The organism is Staphylococcus sp. 191 (assembly GCF_011174885.1).
Taxonomy (GTDB): Bacteria; Bacillota; Bacilli; order Staphylococcales; family Staphylococcaceae; genus Staphylococcus; species Staphylococcus coagulans.
The window spans coordinates 1-19,254 of sequence record NZ_PNRJ01000025.1 but is presented as its reverse complement, the minus strand read 5'-3'; the positions used below and the strand labels follow the sequence as shown (position 1 = coordinate 19,254).

Annotated in this window: 14 protein-coding genes and 1 riboswitch; of the genes, 11 read left to right on the top strand and 3 right to left on the bottom strand. The window is 35.9% G+C overall.

Annotated elements, in window-relative coordinates:
* Positions 1–275: 275 nt before the first annotated feature.
* From C1H58_RS11755 to C1H58_RS11735, 5 genes are all read left to right on the top strand, one after another.
* The gene (locus C1H58_RS11755) at positions 276–3,041 is read left to right on the top strand and encodes a CDP-glycerol glycerophosphotransferase family protein (RefSeq protein ID WP_165546270.1); all 2,766 of its coding nucleotides are present in this window, start codon (positions 276–278) and stop codon (positions 3,039–3,041) included.
* Between the two features lie 19 nt (positions 3,042–3,060).
* Entirely contained in the window at positions 3,061–3,924 is an 864-nt protein-coding gene (gene galU, locus C1H58_RS11750; protein ID WP_165546269.1) for a UTP--glucose-1-phosphate uridylyltransferase GalU, read from the top strand.
* A gap of 199 nt (positions 3,925–4,123) precedes the next feature.
* Complete coding sequence (locus tag C1H58_RS11745) at positions 4,124–5,431, top strand: anaerobic C4-dicarboxylate transporter family protein (protein WP_165546268.1); 1,308 nt, start codon at positions 4,124–4,126, stop codon at positions 5,429–5,431.
* A gap of 208 nt (positions 5,432–5,639) precedes the next feature.
* Positions 5,640–5,837 carry a hypothetical protein gene (locus C1H58_RS11740; protein WP_165546267.1) on the top strand — a complete coding sequence of 66 codons (198 nt, stop codon included), beginning with the start codon at positions 5,640–5,642 and terminating at the stop codon, positions 5,835–5,837.
* On the top strand, positions 5,828–6,991 hold the full coding sequence (locus tag C1H58_RS11735; protein ID WP_242680366.1) for a glycoside-pentoside-hexuronide (GPH):cation symporter: 1,164 nt from the start codon (positions 5,828–5,830) through the stop codon (positions 6,989–6,991). The genes C1H58_RS11740 and C1H58_RS11735 overlap by 10 nt, the downstream gene beginning before the upstream one ends.
* 217 nt (positions 6,992–7,208) lie before the next feature.
* On the opposite strand, the gene C1H58_RS11730 is transcribed toward C1H58_RS11735, so the two are convergent.
* The gene (locus tag C1H58_RS11730) at positions 7,209–8,144 is read right to left on the bottom strand and encodes a nucleoside hydrolase (protein ID WP_165546266.1); all 936 of its coding nucleotides are present in this window, start codon (positions 8,142–8,144) and stop codon (positions 7,209–7,211) included.
* 226 nt (positions 8,145–8,370) lie between these two features.
* Positions 8,371–9,246, bottom strand: coding sequence for an alpha/beta hydrolase (locus tag C1H58_RS11725; protein WP_165546265.1), 876 nt, complete (start codon positions 9,244–9,246; stop codon positions 8,371–8,373).
* A 169-nt stretch (positions 9,247–9,415) separates the two neighbouring features.
* Here C1H58_RS11725 and cls point away from each other — a divergent pair, with 169 nt between their 5' ends.
* The 3 genes from cls to C1H58_RS11710 all read left to right on the top strand — a co-directional run bounded on the left by cls (position 9,416) and on the right by C1H58_RS11710 (position 14,392).
* On the top strand, positions 9,416–10,906 hold the full coding sequence (gene cls, locus C1H58_RS11720; RefSeq protein ID WP_165546264.1) for a cardiolipin synthase: 1,491 nt from the start codon (positions 9,416–9,418) through the stop codon (positions 10,904–10,906).
* A gap of 119 nt (positions 10,907–11,025) precedes the next feature.
* Positions 11,026–11,128: riboswitch (TPP riboswitch) on the top strand.
* 191 nt (positions 11,129–11,319) lie between these two features.
* Positions 11,320–13,056: a phosphomethylpyrimidine synthase ThiC gene (gene thiC, locus C1H58_RS11715; RefSeq protein ID WP_165546263.1), complete on the top strand. Its 1,737-nt coding sequence runs from the start codon at positions 11,320–11,322 to the stop codon at positions 13,054–13,056.
* A gap of 322 nt (positions 13,057–13,378) precedes the next feature.
* Positions 13,379–14,392 carry a HoxN/HupN/NixA family nickel/cobalt transporter gene (locus tag C1H58_RS11710; RefSeq protein WP_165546262.1) on the top strand — a complete coding sequence of 338 codons (1,014 nt, stop codon included), beginning with the start codon at positions 13,379–13,381 and terminating at the stop codon, positions 14,390–14,392.
* 134 nt (positions 14,393–14,526) lie between these two features.
* Here C1H58_RS11710 and C1H58_RS11705 read toward each other — a convergent pair whose 3' ends face one another.
* Positions 14,527–15,705 carry a CynX/NimT family MFS transporter gene (locus C1H58_RS11705; protein WP_050329868.1) on the bottom strand — a complete coding sequence of 393 codons (1,179 nt, stop codon included), beginning with the start codon at positions 15,703–15,705 and terminating at the stop codon, positions 14,527–14,529.
* Between the two features lie 108 nt (positions 15,706–15,813).
* Between C1H58_RS11705 and C1H58_RS11700 the strand changes: the two genes are divergently transcribed.
* The 3 genes from C1H58_RS11700 (at position 15,814) to C1H58_RS11690 (ending at position 18,947) form a co-directional block, all read left to right on the top strand.
* A complete protein-coding gene (locus tag C1H58_RS11700) occupies positions 15,814–16,362 on the top strand; it encodes an XRE family transcriptional regulator (protein ID WP_050329869.1) in 549 nt (182 codons plus the stop codon).
* Between the two features lie 300 nt (positions 16,363–16,662).
* Complete coding sequence (locus C1H58_RS11695; RefSeq protein ID WP_060829356.1) at positions 16,663–17,277, top strand: DedA family protein; 615 nt, start codon at positions 16,663–16,665, stop codon at positions 17,275–17,277.
* Positions 17,278–17,627: 350 nt separating this feature from the next.
* Entirely contained in the window at positions 17,628–18,947 is a 1,320-nt protein-coding gene (locus C1H58_RS11690) for an Nramp family divalent metal transporter (protein ID WP_060829357.1), read from the top strand.
* Positions 18,948–19,254 lie beyond the last annotated feature (307 nt).

The following is a 19,254-nucleotide window of genomic DNA, read 5'->3' as shown; positions in this document are numbered from 1 at the left end:
TTTTAGAATCGAATCTTAATCATTTCCAAGGTATTTGTAAGTGAATATAAAAAATGCATTAAACAACAAAATAACGTTGCTTAATGCGTTATCGTCTCGCCAACCGACGTTGACAAAGAACCAAATTAATTAAATATTAAAATTTCAGTGGACATTGGAAGCGGTTTTAGTATAATTAAAAATGATTGTGTATAATAAACATTTCAGAACTTAATTTGAGTAAAATATAAATTTGTTTAAGTAAAAACTACAGTACAAATGAGGCGAATAATAGTATGAAAAAACTTAATATTAGAAAGAAATTAACAAACTTTAGAAATAATGAGGGTAAATTCGCCTATGTAAATCATCGCCGAAACAAAGAAGTAGAGAAAAATACAATAATTTTAGAGGCAGTGCATGGTGATTCGCTAGGCGGACATATTTTCTATATGATTGATAGCATTTTAAAGCAACAACCACAAGCGAAACTCTATGTTGTTTTAAAAGAAAATGTTGAAGCACCTCAATTCTTCACAAATAAATATGCTCATAAGGTTGAATATATCACGCATTTATCGATACGTTATTATGAGCTATTAGCTGTCGCAGGAATTTTGATTAATGATACAACGTTTTATCCATTTTTTAACAAACGACCAGAACAAAAATATTTCATGATATGGCATGGGACGCCTTTAAAATATATGGGAAGAGACATGCCGAATATGATCGATGTGGCAAACGTTCAAAGAAATTATTATATGGCAGATAGAATTTATGTTAATAATATTTATACAAAGGATATATTAGCAGAGACTGCCCATCTTAATGGCGTTTATCAGGGTGAAATGGTTGTAGCACCATCACCAAGAAATGATGCTTTTTACCAACCCAACGCAAGAGAGTCAATTAGAAATTTTTATCAATTCGCAGATAAAAAGATTCTAGTTTATATGCCAACATGGCGAGGTAGCGTTGGTAAGGTGAAAAACTCAGTACACCTTAAAGAAATGTTTGACTATTTAGAAGAAAATTTAGATGATAATACAATTGTGTTTGCTAAATTACATCCTTTTGAAAAAGTTGATATAAGCACTAACTATAGCAAAATCAGACCTTTACCAAACGATTTTGAAACATATACATTTTTAGCTGGAACGGATGGCTTAATTACAGATTATTCCTCCGTTATGTATGACTATGCTAATTTAAACAAACCAGTAATTTTGTATACATATGATTTAGATGAATACGAAGAAGAGCGTGGTATTTATGAAGATATTACGACTTACCCATTTACACAGGTAGATACTATGAATGGCTTAGTAGAAAAGATTTATACACTACCACATAATGTGGATTATTCTAATATTAATAAACGCTTCAATTCTGTAGATCAAACAAATGGCTCAGATATTGTTGTTGCTCATATGTTAGAAGGTCGTCAACATGAAGATGTCTCAACGTTTAATTTATACAATGGAAAAGAAACAGTTGCTATTGTAAGTGGAGGCTTTTGGAATAACGGTGTGACGACCGCATTAATTAATACTTTGGAAAATGTCGATACAGAAAAACGAAATTATATATGTTTTTTTGATAAACATCAAACAAAGCCTGAATATTTTGAGCGCTTAAGAAATTTACCTAAGAACGTTCATTTTTATCCAGTTGATGGTGAAATTAATGGCAACTTTAAAGATAGATTGTTATTAAAGCAGTTCATGAAGAATGAGCGTCTAGATTTGAAACAATTTGAAGCACAATTAAGCCGTATTTTTAATGAAGAATTCAAGCGTATCTTTGGTGATTTGAAAATAGATTGGTTCATCCACTATACAGGTTTCGAGAGAAAGTATGCAGCTATGTTACAATTCATCAACCATAAAAAAGCAATATGGGTTCATACTGATATGTTTGCAGAGTATAAAGCTAAGAAAAATTACAGTCGCAAAATTATTTTTAAAGCATATCAGAAAGCAGATAAAGTAGTTCTTGTACATGAAAACTTACGTAGTAATATAATAAAAAAAATAAAAGGGATTACGCATAAAGTTGTGGTTGTAAATAATTTTTTGGGTGAACAACGTGCTAAAAGATTATCGGAAGAAAGTATATTTGAAACATTGGAGGATGTAAAAGTTGAATATGCTTTTAACGATAATGATGAAGTAATGATGCAAGTAGGGCGTAGAAATGCTTCAGTTGAAGAAAAATTAGCACACATTGGGGAATATTATCCTGAAGCACAAGCGCTTTATAATCATAATTTAACTTTACAAGAAAAAAGTAAAGATTCGTTAAATGCTAATAGTGAAGTACAAATCCGTGAAAATTTTGTTTTAGAGCAGGTAAGACATCAAATTATTAAAACATATGAAGCATTGATTTTAGAACAAATGTTGAAAAAAAAGTTTCCTTATCTTTATAAAAATCAATTTGAAGCTATCCAAACATTATATCAAGAAAAATCTGATACAGGTGTAGCTACAGTGGCATTTCAAAACCAATTTAGAGTTTCTAAAGTTAAAATGATTAATGCCATATTTAATCCTAACATGCATGTATTTATTAATATTGGACGTTATGATTATCAAAAAGGGCACGATAAATTAATTGCAGCATTTGAAAAAGTTTACTTAGAAAATCCAAATGTATTTTTAATTATGATTTGCCCACATGGACCATTACGTTCACAAACGATACAGTGGGTAAGAGAATCAGTAGCTAGAGAAAATATTGTTATCCTAGGTGGTTTGACAAACCCTTATGCATTGTTAAAACATTGTGATGCATTTGTGTTGTCTTCTAATTATGAGGGATTAGGTCTAGTTGTATATGAATCTTTAGCGGTTGGAACAGATGCAATTACAGTTAATTTAAAAGAAACAACAGCTTATTTAGATAATCAACAAGCGATAGTTGTAGACAATAATGTCGAAGGTATTGAGCAAGGGATGCAATTAAAAATAAGTGGTACTTATAAATTAAATCCATTTGATTTTGATGTTTATGATCGAAAGTCTGTTGAAGAGTTTGAATCTGTATTTAAATCATAGATGAGTGAAGGTGAAGAGGATGAAAAAAGTAAAAAAAGCGATTATTCCTGCGGCGGGGTTAGGTACACGTTTTTTACCTGCGACTAAAGCGATGCCGAAAGAAATGTTACCGATATTAGATAAGCCAACAATTCAATATATTGTTGAAGAAGCGGTACGTGCTGGCATTGAAGATATTATTATCGTGACAGGGAAACATAAACGTGCGATTGAAGACCATTTTGATCACCAAGTGGAATTAGAAAATAACTTAGCTGAAAAAGGTAAAGATGCGTTATTGGAAAAAGTGCGTCATTCTACAAATTTAGCGAACATGTTTTATGTACGCCAAAAAGAGCAAAAAGGTTTAGGCCATGCAATTTGGACAGCCAAACAATTTATTGGAAACGAACCTTTTGCCGTGTTATTAGGTGATGATATTGTTGAATCTGATACGCCTGCTATTCAGCAATTGATTGAAGAGTACGACCGCACTGGTAAATCTGTCATTGGTGTTCAAGAAGTGCCTGAACAAGAAACGCACCGCTATGGGATTGTTGATCCAAAATCAAAAGACAATCGCTTATATGAAGTGACAAAATTTGTGGAAAAACCAGCGCCAGGTACAGCACCATCAAATTTAGCGATTATGGGAAGATATGTGCTAACACCAGACATTTTTGATTATCTTGAAAATCAAGAAACAGGTGCAGGCGGAGAGATTCAATTAACAGATGCGATTGAGCGTTTGAATCAATCTGAACAAGTTTTTGCTTATGATTTTGAAGGGGAACGTTTTGATGTCGGTGAAAAAATTGGCTTTGTCAAAACGACGATTCAGTATGCTTTGAAAGATGAGGAAATGTCAGAAGAAATTCGTCAGTTTATCCAAACTTTGAAGTAGAACATCCTATTACAACGTAAATAATACAATAAATGAGAAAACGTGAACGACGTTATCGATTTGATACCGTTGTTCACGTTCTCTTTTTATTTTTTCAATTGTTACAATTTAGCCATTTATCGCTTTATTTATATATTAAACTGCTCATTTAAATATGCTAAAATATTCACATGAAAATTTAGAAAAGAGGAAGAAAAGAATGCTTCTTTTTGCGATAGAAATATTGATTATGATACTCGCAATTGTTTTGGGTCTACGAACAGCAGGCGCATTGGGTTGTGGGATCTTTGCACTTTTTGCCCAATTAATTATGATTTTTGGGTTTGGTTTACCCCCAGGTTCTGCACCTGTTACAGCTGTGCTGATTATTTTATCCATTGGGATTGCAGGCGGTACACTTCAAGCAACAGGTGGGATTGATTATTTAGTTCAACTTGCTTCAAAAATGATAGAACGTTTTCCAAAATCAATTATCTTTATCGCACCGATGATTGTTTTTGTATTTGTGTTTGGTATTGGGACAACTAATATTGCGTTATCTTTAGAACCAATTATTGCTAAAACAGCATTGAAAGCGCGCATCCAGCCTAAAAAGGCGCTTACCGCTTCCGTACTAACAGCAAATATTGCATTATTATGTAGTCCAGCGGCTTCAGCAACTGCCTATATGATTTCAGAGTTTGCAGGTCTAGGGATTACAATGGGACAATATCTCTCCATCGTTTTACCTACGGCGTTAATAAGTATGTTGATTCTCAGCTGTTTTAATACATTTGTGGGTCGAACAAAAATAAGTGAAGCGCAAGCGCAAACGATGTTACAACAAATGATTATTGAAGATAAACAAGAGGTTAAGACTTTTGATAAACGGGTTAAATGGGGTGTCTTCACATTTATAGTGGCAGTCATCTGTATTTTAACTTTCGGTATTTTTCCGAAAATCGGACCTACATTCCATATAGACGGCAAAACGGTTCATTTACAAATGACCGATCTTGTCCAACTATTTATGTATACGAGTGCAATGATTAATCTTCTTTTAGTGAAAGTTCAGCCGAATCAGATTTTAACCACACATATTGCACAAGCTGCAATTGGTGCAATTTTTGCGGTATTAGGGCCAGGTTGGTTAGGGGCTACCATCTTTAGTGCACCTGCTAATCGAGAAATGATGGAAAATGGAATTGGAAGTCTCATTTCACAAGCGCCTTGGCTTATGATTATACTTGTTGCTTTAGTGGCGATGATTGTGATTTCTCAATCTGCGACCGCATCTATTGTCGTCCCAATCGTGTTGAGTCTAGGCATACCACCGACTTTCTTTATTGCAATTGCACAGACATTAAACGTGAACTTCGTTATTCCTGCACAACCAACGATTTTATTCGCTGTCGATGTTGATGAAACACGTACAACAAAAGTAACGAGTTTCTTAATTCCAGGATTCTTTTTAATTACGACGACGGTCATTGTCGGTCTGACAATCCGATCATTATTAGGAATGTAAAAATAGGATTGTTTCGTTTTTAATCGAATCATAACTCTCAACTTATAGATGAAGTAAGACAGAATACGTAGATTTTACGTGTTCAGGTCTTACTTCTTTTTTGGAAGCATAATCACTGATTGTGGCATCATAGCGCAATGGAACGGATGAAAGAATTATGCTATTTTTATTAATGCTTTTGCCTATAAACTGAAAAAGGGGATTCAATTTGAAAGTGCAATTAACCAAAAGTCAAAAATTATCATTTGGAGTAGGTGCCGTCGGTAAAGATGCTGTATTTAATTTAGTCAGTATTTATTTTATGTTTTATGTGACGGATATTATTAAACTATCCCCCGTTTTTGTGGGGTTTCTTTTTTTATTGCAAGAATATGGGATGCCATCAACGATCCACTTATGGGGATAATGGTCGATCGAACGCAGCATCGCTTTGGCAAGTTTAAAATATGGCTAGGGATAGGAACAACGACAAATGCACTGATTACACTCTTATTATTTACGAACTTTGAATTACCTCAATTCATGATGTATGTTTATGTGTCAGTGATGTATGTATTGTGGGGGATGACTTATACGATGATGGATATTCCTTATTGGGCATGGCTACCGAATTTGACACAAGATTCGCGAGAACGTGAGAAGATGTCTGTGATTCCACGCTTTTTTGCGAGTTTAGCTGCTTGTATGATTGGAACATGGGGGTTGTATTTGATTGACCGTTTGAGTCAAATTTTAGGTCATGGACTTCTTTCAGTCGGTATGTTTATTGTGGCACTTTTTTGTAGCGTACTTTTTGTAGTGACAATTGAAGTGACGCTCATAGGTGTTCCAGAAAATCAGTCAGTTAAAGTTAAGCCGATTCCTCGATTACCTTTTAATAAAATCAAACAGATGCTTTTTCATCATCATGCTTTATTAGCTATGATGGGATTACTCTTATTTTTTAATTTAGGCATGCAGTTACTTAATGGCACACTTATTTATTATTTCAAGTATGTCATCAATATTGAACAATATTTTGTATATTTTAACAGTGTGATATTTGTCGAAATGCTTGCGCTAGTATGCTTGCCTTTTTGGATAGGGCATGTAGGCCGTCAAAATGCGTTTAATAGTGCGATGTTATTCATCATTAGCGGTCTTGTTTTGATTTTATACTCAGGCTTTGTAGCACCGCATCAATTGGGGTGGATTTTATTTGGAGGAATGGTTCTTAGAATCGGTACGGGTTTCATGCTAGGTATGGTGACAATTATGCTCGCGGATGTGATTGATGATGGGGAAATACAATTTGGACGACGCCACGATAGTTTAATTACTGCGACGTATACCTTTATCACTAAAGCGTCACATGCATTATCCGGTCTCATGATTGGTGCTGGTATGTCGCTATTTCACTTTATTCCAAACCAGCATCAGCGTTTTGAAACGCAAATGGGGATACGTATATTAGGATTGATTTTACCGATACTATGCATTGTAATCAGCACTTTTTTATATCATCAAACGTATCCATTAAAAGAGAGCAGTAAGATTAAAAGAGGGCGAATATCATCATAAAACTTTTAAAACATTTTTAAACATAATTGGGTTCATTTGTATTTTGTTCAGTTTCTATCGTCAAAGATAACAAGGATTGCGCAGCACACAATATCAGCATATGCGCAATCCCAACCTCTACCATTCTTTTAATGAATTAAAAGCTTTTTTGTAAACTAAAATAAATTATATCTCAGGCGTGACGTATTATTGTGAATGTATTAGATCATCAATATATTTAGACTTTTTTAGCAAGCTCTGTAATGTATTTAAAGAATGCATCATGTTCAACATGATTGATTACTTGAATGAGACGTCCGTTTTGTTCATCTAAATAAGTTCGACCTTGGCTAGGTCCTTTTGTATAAACGGAAGCTTTTACTTCCACTTTTTTAACAAGTGAAGGTTGACCGACATAAGCTGTCGTCAAAACATCCCATAAAAAATAAGTCGAATTCGTTTGAAAATGTGTTAAAGGTGGAACAGCTGCATAGCTGACGCCTAGGAAGTCAACACCCGGATAGTGGCGTTCATCTGCCCACATTTGTCGGATATTGAGCGTTAATGGCACTTGGTTTGTACTTTCAAGTGCGACCATATCGATTGGTATCGCACTATCAAAAACGGTTTTTACCGCTTCTGGGTCCCAGAATGCATTCCATTCTGCTGTTCCATCATGTTCAGGTTCTTCCACATTACCACGCTCTAAAAATGTGCCGCCCATCCAAACGAGACGTTCAATTTTTTCAGTAATATGAGGTGCGATTTGTAATGCTTTCGCTAAATCAGTTAAAGGTCCTGTAAATAATAATGTCACGGATGACGCAGAAGTTTCAAGACGATCGATGATATCTTGATATGCAGGAACCGTTCTTAACTGTGATTGTACAGGAACCTGTTCATTTAAGATAGGCAAGGCATCCATGAAAAAGGCATGCATACGCCAGTCTTTTGGAAATGGATTTTTACCGCGTTCTTCTGAAGCGGCGACATCTAGAGGGTAACGAGAAAACCGATTAATAATTTTGCGAGAGGCGCTCTCTGCAGGCTCAACATAGCTATCTGCACCAATCGCACTGACACCGATTAACTGAATATCCTCCATCTGTAAAAGTAAAAACAGTGAAATGAGATCATCTACACCGCCATCATGGTTAAAGTAAACGTGCTTCATAAATTTCTCCTTATATTGAAGTAGTTGTATAAATACGACTTATACTATGTTCAATGTACAACGCGTGCCGTGGAATGACAAGTGATGGGCTACTTTTTGTGTTGTAAGTCAGGATAGACAGTGGGAGATTGATAAAAAACGAGCCAGAAAGTAACGTGATGTTACTTCTGGCTCGCTTGCATGTTATAGTGATTTTAAAAATGCGTGATGTTTAAAGCGTAATCGTTTAAAACGTAGTGCCGCCTTGGCGTTCATCTGTAAAGTAAATCCATTGAACGATGTCTTGGAAAATAAGTTCATTGTAGCTAGATTCATTAAAAATTTCATGTTGTAAGTCTGAATAGATACGTATTGCTTTATGTTGTGAAGCAATCTCATCATAAAATTGTAACGAATCTTTTGGATTAACGATAGGATCCGCTTGACCGTGTAAAATCAAAACATCATCTACAAAGGCGTCTGGGTTTTCTTTAAGTTCGATAACACCATCCACAATGGCATATGCAAGACCCATCGAAATTTCATTTGGAACGAGTGCATCGTGGATATAATCTCTAACCACATTGAGATCAGAGCAAATGCCTTCTGATAAAACATTTGGAACGTACGAATCTGGAGGTGTTTGTCTATCGCCGTATGCTTCTTCAAAGAAACGATTGTTATCTCGAGTGACACCGCCAGAAGTTATAATACCGTTCACACGTCCAGGGTAGCGTGTACCATAAAAGGCAACATTGTAACCGCCCATGCTGTGGCCGATTAAGTATATTTTATTACCGAAGTTGTCTTTTACATATTGAACGACTGCATCTAAGTCTTCTATAATTTGATCTTTATGATCATAGTATGTTTGTTTACCTTCAGAACGTCCATGTCCACGTTGATCATAGCGAATGACATTGATAGAATTTGAAACTAAAAAGTCAGTAATTTTATCATAACGGTCTAAATGTTCAGCTAAGCCATGAACAATAATGACATTAATTTGTTCATCAAGCGTTTCATCATCTGGTAGTTCAAAATCAAAAAGTCTTTCTGCGCGTGTGATTTTAGCATAAAGTTTTGTTCCATCTTTAGACGGGATATAATCGATATAGCTCATTATAAAACCTCCTTTGATGATTTCTTTTAGTTTATCCCAAATGAATTTAAAATGGAAAATTTTTGTCATAATTTATTTGATTTAATTTATTCATTATTCAGTTAAATGCTTAAAAACAATAATTGCGTTATAATGATGACATTCAAAAATAGATAAGGGGGAGCCACCATTGCAACTCATATTTGATCCGAACGTCAATATGATATATAGAATTGTATCAGGTGCTTTTTTTCTGATAAATGTTGTTTTAGCATTGTTTATTATCTTTTTAGAGCGGGATCGACGAGAAGCAACAGCGACATGGGCTTGGCTGTTGTTATTATTTATTATGCCGATATTCGGTTTCTTACTGTATTTATTTTTCGGGCGAGCAGTAAGATTGAAAAGCTCACGTTATGAACAAGGAAAAGAAATCGAGGATGCGCGAACGCGCGTCAAAAATCAAAAGCAGCAGTTCATTGATCACACTTTTAAAACGGAAAATCCTGTCGTGGAGAAGCAATCTGACTTAGTAGAAATGATGTTGTCACGTGAAGTGAGTTTTTTGAGTGAAAATAATCATGTGAAGACGTTTACTGATGGACATGCACTTTTTGAAAAGATGAAGCAAGATTTAAAAGCAGCCAAAACCTATATACACATGGAATTTTATATTTTGAATTTAGATGGTCTTGGTAAGTCTGTTCTTGAAATCTTAAAAGATAAAGCGAAGGAAGGGCTTGAAGTCAAACTTCTATATGATGCGGTAGGTTCAAAACAGTTAAGAAAGTCAAAATTAAAAGATTTAACTGAGGCAGGTGTAGAGGTTGAAGCGTTTTTCCATGCGAAAATTATTCCTTTCGTTAACTTTCGCGTCAATAATCGGAATCACCGCAAAAACGTAGTCATCGATGGCGATATCGGTTATGTGGGTGGCTTTAATGTAGGGGATGAATATTTAGGTTTAGATGAAAAAATGGGTTACTGGCGTGATACGCATCTACGTATACAAGGTGATGGTGTAGATGGGTTACAACTTGGTTTCATTCACGATTGGAACTCACAAGTTGCTGATGAATATCAACTTGATTATAGCGAACGTTATTTCCCAGAAAATGCACGAAAAGATGGCCAAGTTGCTATGCAGTTAGGTCTAAGTGGACCGAACAGAGATTGGCCACAACTCGAATTCGCATATTTAAAAATGATTATGAATGCGAAGTCTACCATTTATATGCAGTCGCCTTACTTTGTCCCTGATGTGGGCTTCGTAAATGCGCTGAGAATTGCTGCAAAATCAGGTGTCGATATTCATCTAATGATTCCGAATAAACCAGACCAACCTTTCGTTCATTGGGCGACATTGACAACGGTTGCATTGTTAATGTATGAAGGTGTCAATGTCTACACGTACGAAAATGGCTTTATTCATTCTAAAATGATGGTTATCGATGGAGAAGTGGCGTCCGTCGGTTCTGCTAATATGGATGCGCGAAGCTTTAAATTGAATTTTGAAGTGAATGCGTTGATTTACAATCAAGATATTGCTGAATCATTGATTTCTGCATTTAAAGAAGATTTAAAAGTCTCTAAACAATTAACACCTGAACGATATGAACAACGTTCAAATTGGGTCAAATTTAAGCAATCGATTGCCAAATTAGTATCACCGATTTTATAATTTGAGTTTTGTTTTTAAATAAATCGGTCCAACGATACGCATATGAAAAATAGCAATTTTATAAGTTGAATTGTCATTTTACATTTTTAATGTTACGATAAATTTGCAAAACTTAAATATGAACTTGCTAGGGGTGCTTTAATAAGCTGAAAGAGGTGCAAGCCTCAACCCTTTGAACCTGATCTAGATCATACTAGCGTAGGGAAGCAAACGAAATGATTTTAAGATAAAGTGGTTTTTGAAAAGCTGTCTATTTTGGTTTGTCTTTCATAATGAAACGAGCCATCTCAGAGCGCCTACCACTTCATAATATATTCGTTTCTTTAATGCGCACTCAATTTTTCTAGAGTGCGCATTTTCTTTGGTTTTCAGTTGAATTAAAGGCCTCGAGCATGTATTAGGAGGCAAAGGGAATGAAACAAGAACAAATTGAATTGAAGAAAAATTTTCCGGCAAGTCAGCGTATTTACAAGGAAGGGATAGATCCCGATATCCACGTCCCCTTCCGTAAAATTCAGTTATCTGACACAATCATGGACGCGGAAGTACGTCACAATGATCCAATCGTGGTGTATGATACAGCAGGCCCTTACCATGATGATCATTACGAAGTCGATGTTACGAAGGGAATTCCTGCATTGCGTGACAACTGGATTGAAGCACGTCATGATGTTGAACATTATGAAGGACGCCGTGTGCAATCGATTGATAATGGTTTTAAGACAGCGTCGCATCAAAATTTAGTGACACATCCTTTTCAATATCAACCTAGAAGAGCAAAAGCGGGTTATCAAGTTACCCAAATGCATTATGCTAAAAAAGGATGGATTACGAAAGAGATGAAATTTGTTGCATGTCGTGAAAATGTCAGTCCAGAATTTGTAAGAGACGAAATTGCTAAAGGACGGGCGATTATCCCAAATAATGTCAATCATCCAGAGTCTGAACCGATGATTATTGGTAAAAATTTCCAAGTTAAAATTAATGCAAACATAGGGAACTCTGCAGTGTCTTCTTCTATTGAAGCAGAAATTGAAAAGCTCGTATGGGCAACACATTGGGGTGCGGATACGATTATGGACTTATCGACAGGTAAAAATATTCATGCGACACGTGAATATTTGATTCGTAATTCTCCGGTGCCAGTTGGAACAGTGCCAATCTATCAAGCGTTAGAAAAGGTAAATGGTGTTGCAGAAGATTTAACATGGGAAGTGTATCGAGATACATTAATTGAGCAAGCTGAACAAGGTGTAGATTACTTTACAATTCACGCAGGTGTATTATTGCGCTATATTCCATTGACTGTTAATCGTTTAACGGGAATCGTTTCTCGTGGGGGCTCAATTATGGCACAATGGTGTCTAGCACATCATGAAGAAAGCTTTTTATATACGCATTTTGATGAGATTTGTCAAATTCTAAACCAATATGATATCGCAATTTCTTTAGGGGATGGCATAAGACCGGGCTCTATTTATGATGCCAATGATGAAAGTCAAATCGCTGAATTAAAGACACTAGGTGAATTGACTGAAATCGCTTGGGCACACGATGTCCAAGTAATGATTGAAGGACCAGGGCATATCCCGATGCATAAAATTAGAGAGAACCAAGAGCTCGCTGATTTTTACTGTAAAGAAGCACCGTTTTATACTTTAGGACCCCTTACCACTGATATTGCCCCTGCATATGATCATATCACTTCTGCAATTGGGGCAGCACAAATTGCGAGTCATGGGACAGCCATGTTATGTTACGTGACGCCGAAAGAACATTTGGGGTTGCCTAATAAAGAAGATGTGCGTGAAGGTGTAGTGACATATAAAATTGCAGCACATGCCGCAGACCTTGCAAAAGGCTTGCCGGGCGCTACAGAACGTGACGATGCAATCAGTAAAGCGCGATTCGAGTTCCGATGGATTGACCAATTCAATTTGTCTTTAGATCCTGAACGTGCGAGATCCTATCATGATGAAACATTGCCAGCAGAATCTGCTAAAGTCGCACACTTCTGTAGTATGTGTGGCCCAAAATTCTGTTCAATGCGTATTTCACACAATATTCGAGATGCACATAAGGATCAATTAGAGGGCATGCAAGAAAAAGCAAAAGAATTTAAAGCACAAGGTAGCCGTATTTATCATTAAGCATGAACTACAAGTGGCGTATATGATGAAATAACAAAATGGATTGAGCCATCTATCTGATGTTTAAGTCCTATATAAGCAATAGAGGTCGATGATTGGGTGACGCTTGAGTTAAATTTCAAGCGCCATTATCGTTGTCTCTATTGCTATTTTTGTGCGTAATATCAGTATTTGGTAAGATATTATATTTAAAACTGAAAATAACCCTTTAATAAATATAATCATTAAAATTTTATTTGATGATAATGGTAAAAGCTTTTAATTTTGTTTAGTTCGTTGTATGATTTTGTTATTATAAAATAAGAATTGAAGTGATGGAGATATGGAAAGAACTAAAGGTATTAAAGCTACTCTTCCTTATTTTGTGGTGATTCTGCTTTTACATATTTTAGGTGTTGTTTTTCTAATGATCGGCGGTGCGAGTCATTCGCTCATCATTGGGATGGGTGTGGTCGCCTATACATTAGGATTGAGACACGCATTTGATGCGGATCATATTGCTGCTATCGACAATACAGTGCGTAAACTTTTAGAACAACAGCGTCATTCTATGGGTGTAGGTTTTTATTTTTCACTCGGACATTCATCTGTGGTCTTTTTAATGGCAGTTATGTTAGGGTTAGCCGTTCATTGGGCGCAAAGCCATTTAGCAGGTTTTCAATCAACAGGTGGATTAATCGGTACACTGGTTTCTGGATTTTTCTTATTATTAATTGGGCTTTTAAACTTAGTTATACTGATTCAATTAATACAATTATCCCGAAAATTGAAATACGAAGAAATTGGAGAGAGTCAAATCAATGAATTGATTGAATCAAGAGGCTTAATCATGCGCTTTGTAGGACCGCTTTTTCAATTAATTAATCAAAGTTGGCACGTTTTTCCTTTAGGATTCTTATTTGGTTTAGGGTTCGACACAGCAAGTGAAGTCTCATTACTAGCATTATCAGCGGGTGCATCACAGCATACAGTGCCGTTTTTAGGTATCATTGCTTTGCCGATTTTATTTGCATCAGGCATGAGTTTACTCGATACACTAGATGGTGTGTTCATGACAAATGCCTATCACTGGGCATTTGAAAGTCCTGCTAGAAAACTTTTTTACAATATCACGATGACCGCTATTTCAGTCATTGCTGCGATTATCATAGGTGGCATTGAAATTATTCAGCTTATTGGCGAAAAACAACATTGGGACCATGGCTTTTTAGGGTGGTTGACACAATTAGATTTTGGATGGTTAGGCTATATTTTAGTCATCGTACTTATACTATCATGGCTTATTGCACTACTTATCTGGAAAGTGGGACATTTTGAGGAAAGATGGCGAGCATAACGATAATAAAAAGAGGGAGCAAGCTGTCGTCTCAAAGATTAAGACGATTCAGCGGCTCCCTTTTTAGTATTCAAAAGTAAAATGCAATATGAAAAGCTTAACGGCATCGTTCATAGTCGTGAACGCATGAAAACTTATTTTCTTAATGAAGCTTCAATCGTTGTATTACGTCCAGCACGTGCGCCAATAATCATAACAGCGATGGCAGTTAACAGTAGAATCAGCAATGAGAATACCCAATGGCCTGTCACATCATGTAAGATACCGAAAAATAACGGTCCAATACATGCGAAGAGATAGCCGACTGCTTGAGACATCCCTGCCAACTTAGCTGCTGTAAGGCCACTTTCAGTTCGTAAACTAAAGAACGTATTTACAAGTCCAAATGCAATACCTAACGCTATCCCAATAATAATGAGCGATATAAGGGCAAGATGAGGTGAAAACATTAAGATTAAGATACCTATTGTAAATAGTGCCCCTGTAAATGCAGTTGGAATAACTTGTGAACGTAGTTTCGTGGCATATAAAGGTGTCACGAAAGTCAATGGAATGATTGCCAGTTGCAAAATAGATAAATAGAGCCCAGCATAAGTAACTGGTATATCATAAGATAATAAGAATTCTGGTAACCAGTTGATTAAAGAATAGAAAATTAATGATTGCCCTCCCATTAGTAGTGTAATCTGCCATGCGAGGGGAGATTTCCAAACGTTAACGGCATCTGTTGTATCCACGGTTACTTGTTGTTCATGATTACGGAGTTGGAAAGTCCAAACGATAAGTGCAATCAAAGTAACGACACCGATAAGACCTAAAGCAATATTATAGTTAAATGATTTGAGTAAAGGTGCTGCGCCATATGATGAAAGTGCGCCAAAAATATTCATAACAACGGTATAATACGCGGTCATAATACCGATACGCATTGGGAATTTTGATTTGATCATACCAGGTGCTAAGACATTACCAAATGCAATGCCGACACCAATCAAAATAGTACCGATATATAATAAGCTGACATTGGTCACACTGCGTATAACAACGCCTATAAAAATTAATGCCATCGCAAAGAACAATGAACGTTCCATACCGAAACGGTGACTGACTTTAGCGACAAGAGATGAAATAATCGCAAATGCAAGTAATGGAATGATAGAAATGAAGCTGACTTCTGTATTTGTTAAATTTAATGTATCTTTAATGGTTGGTAAGACTACACCTACAGAGGTAATAGGGGCACGCAAATTTGCTGCAATCAGCATGATGCCAATAAAAAGCAACCAATTGATTCGATTAGTTTGTTGTTCCATCGTGTAAACGCCTGCCTTTTTTGATATAATTAACGAAACGTTCTATATAAAGAACACAACATATCGTACATCATGTTCAATATATTGTAAATAGAAGGGGCTTAAAAAATGGAGAATATTAATTCTGTTGTTGCTGAGAACCTCCAGCACTATAGACAAATCCATCGTTTGAGTTTAGATAAAGTGGCTCAAATGACGGGGATAAGTAAAACGATGATTAGCCAAATTGAAAAAGGAACAGGGAATCCAAGTATCAATACTTTATGGAAGCTTGCGAATGGATTGCATATTCCTTTGACGTCTCTGATTAGTCAAGATAATAAGCATATTCAGATTATTGATAAAGCAGACATTAAACCGATTTATAATGAGAATCACTCTGTCGTGGTTTATCCTTATTTTCCATATGATCATGCACACGCATTTGAAATGTTTTGTATGCGAATCGAAGCGGGAGGCGTGTTAGAATCTGATGCACATCAAGATGGTGCGAAAGAATTTATCATCGTCAATGAAGGTACGCTAACACTAACTGTAGGTACGACACATTATGAAATTCAGGCTGCACAAGCGATAAGTTTTAATGCGAATACCCCCCATGTTTATGAGAACAAAACAGATACACAATTAAGAGTTACAGCGACAATACAATATTAATAGAGTGCGGTTAGTCTGTCTGGCAGTGTCCGGGTAGACTGACCCGACAAAGATGAGTTGGATGACAAAGCTTGATATGGAGGCGTGTACAACATAGACATCTACTGTTAATGGTTTGAGGGGAAACCTTTTCTTAGATCAAGATGAGACTAAGATCTTGACTTATCATTTTGTGAGGGTGGCTTACATTATTCTACACAAGCATAATAAAGCAGTGTAATAAGTTGAATATTGAAGAAATAGACTGTTAAACTTGATGAGTATAAAAGTTTTAACAATATAGGAATCAAAGGTGAAGATATGGAACAATGGATTGTTGATGTGATGGGTCATTATGGCTACATAGGAATCTTTTTATTAATATTTGTGGAGTATATTATCCATCCTTTTCCATCAGAGGTTGTTTTAACTTTTGCTGGTTTTATGACGACAAAGTCAAGTTTAAGTTTTGGAGTGGTATGTGCGGTAGCTGTTGTCGCGGCGACAGCGGGTTCGGTTGTCCTATACTATCTTGGATTATGGATTGGTGAAGAAAGATTATACCGCTGGATTGATCGATATGGTAAATATGTAAGGATTAAACGCAAAGATTTAGATAAAACCATTCATTGGTTTGAGCGTTATGGCCACTGGGCAATCTTCTTTGGCCGATTCGTACCGATTTTAAGAACTTTGATTTCAATCCCTGCTGGTATCACGCGTATGAATTTACCCATATTTATTATATTTACAGCACTTGGGACAGGTGCGTGGAATATATTTCTGATCTTTTTAGGATCAGCATTAGGTGATCATATGCAAGAAGTGCTACAGTATGTAGGTCTTTATTCGAAGGTGATTATTGCTATTCTCGTTATCCTACTACTTTTCATGGTTTATCGATGGTGGAGACGTGCCAAAAGAGAAAATGGTTAATGTCTATCACATAGACAGATAATAGGGGCTGTTTCTATGAGTGGAAGCATGGTTATTTGCTGCCAATATTGAAAAGTGACAGCTAGAGTTCCACATTTTCGACAAAGCTATATGATATGAAGATGAAAAAATGCGTTAAGTTGATTTATATTACAAAAGTCAGCTTAGCGCTTTTTCATTTTAGAGTGAAAGTTAAGTGATTATTATACAGATAATGTAAAAAGGGAAACGTGTTACTTTTCATTTTATGTTAAAGCATATATAATAATGTTATCAATTTAGGTAATCCTAAATTATTTTTTAAATAGAAAATGATTTAAAGGTAAGCCGTTCGAAAAGGGATGAGTCAAATGCGTAAGAGCTTAGAAGAAATTAATGGTACAGTTGTGTTTGATAACCAAGCTGCAAAATGGAAAAAAACATTAATGTATTTAGGACCAGGGGCGCTTGTCGCAGTGGGGTATATGGATCCCGGTAACTGGATTACGTCAATGGCAGGAGGCGCACAGTATGGCTACATCCTCCTGTCTGTTATTTTAATTTCAAGTTTAGCTGCAATGTTATTACAAAGTATGTGTGCACGACTTGGTATTGCAAGCGGGATGGACCTTGCACAAGTGACACGTGAAATGACGAATAGAAAAATAGCAGTCATTTTATGGATTATTACAGAAATGGCAATTATGGCCACTGATATTGCAGAAGTCATAGGTAGTGCCATAGCATTGAATTTACTTTTCCATATTCCTTTATGGCTTGGGGTAACGATTACTGTTTTTGATGTTTTGCTACTATTATTGATTATTAAGTTCGGTTTTAGAAAAATAGAGGCTATTGTCACGGTGCTTGTGTTGACCGTTTTTATCATCTTTGTGTTTGAAGTTTATTTATCGAACCCGTCATGGCCACTCGTCTTAAGTGGCTTTGTTCCGCAAAGTGGAGTGGTCACACAACCCGGTGCTTTATATATCGCACTCGGTATTATTGGTGCAACTATTATGCCGCATAACCTTTATTTGCACTCATCAATTGTACAATCACGTGCATATGGACGAGATTCAGTAGAAGAGAAAAAAGATGCGATTAAATATGCAACGATTGATTCGAATTTACAACTTTCGCTTGCATTTTTAGTCAACTGTTTACTTTTAATATTAGGTGCTGCTTTATTTTTTGGCAGTGGCAAAGCATTAGGTGGATTTTATGATTTACACCACGCATTATTAACTTCGCACGTCTCTGTCGCTTTTGGTGGGGCTGTAATGAGTACATTGTTTGCAGTCGCTTTATTAGCTTCAGGACAAAATTCTACCATTACAGGGACTTTGTCAGGACAAATTGTAATGGAAGGTTTTGTGAATTTACGCTTTCCACAATGGATTCGACGCCTTATCACGCGGGGTTTAGCAGTTATCCCCGTATTCATTTGTTTATGGCTTTATGGCTCTGATCCATCAACAATTGAAAATTTACTGATTTTCACCCAAGTATTTTTGAGTATTGCATTGCCGTTAAGCATTATTCCGTTAACGATTGCGACGAATAACCCAAAAATTATGGGTGAGGCATTCACTAATAAACGTTGGATCAACATCATCGCTTGGACACTGGCAATATTTTTGACAATCTTGAACTTTTACCTCATCATTGAAACGTTTAACTCGCTTTAATTAGAATTAGTTAAAGCCATTTTCATTAAAAGTTATATTGGATTAAAAAAGATACGCAATGTTAAATGATATTTCAGCGTGTGTCTTATCATTTTAAGCCTTCAGAGGTTGAGACAAATGGAAAGTCTCAACCTTTTTTTATGCTGAGGCGCCTCTCCTTACAGCCTATTCAATAACAGACAAGCCAAAGAAATACAAATAAATATTTATTCACTTATAGGTTATAAAAATACATAATTAGAAACGTTAAATTAATTCTTAACAATTTTAATGTACTTTATAAAGGCTTTTTGACAATATTTATAAT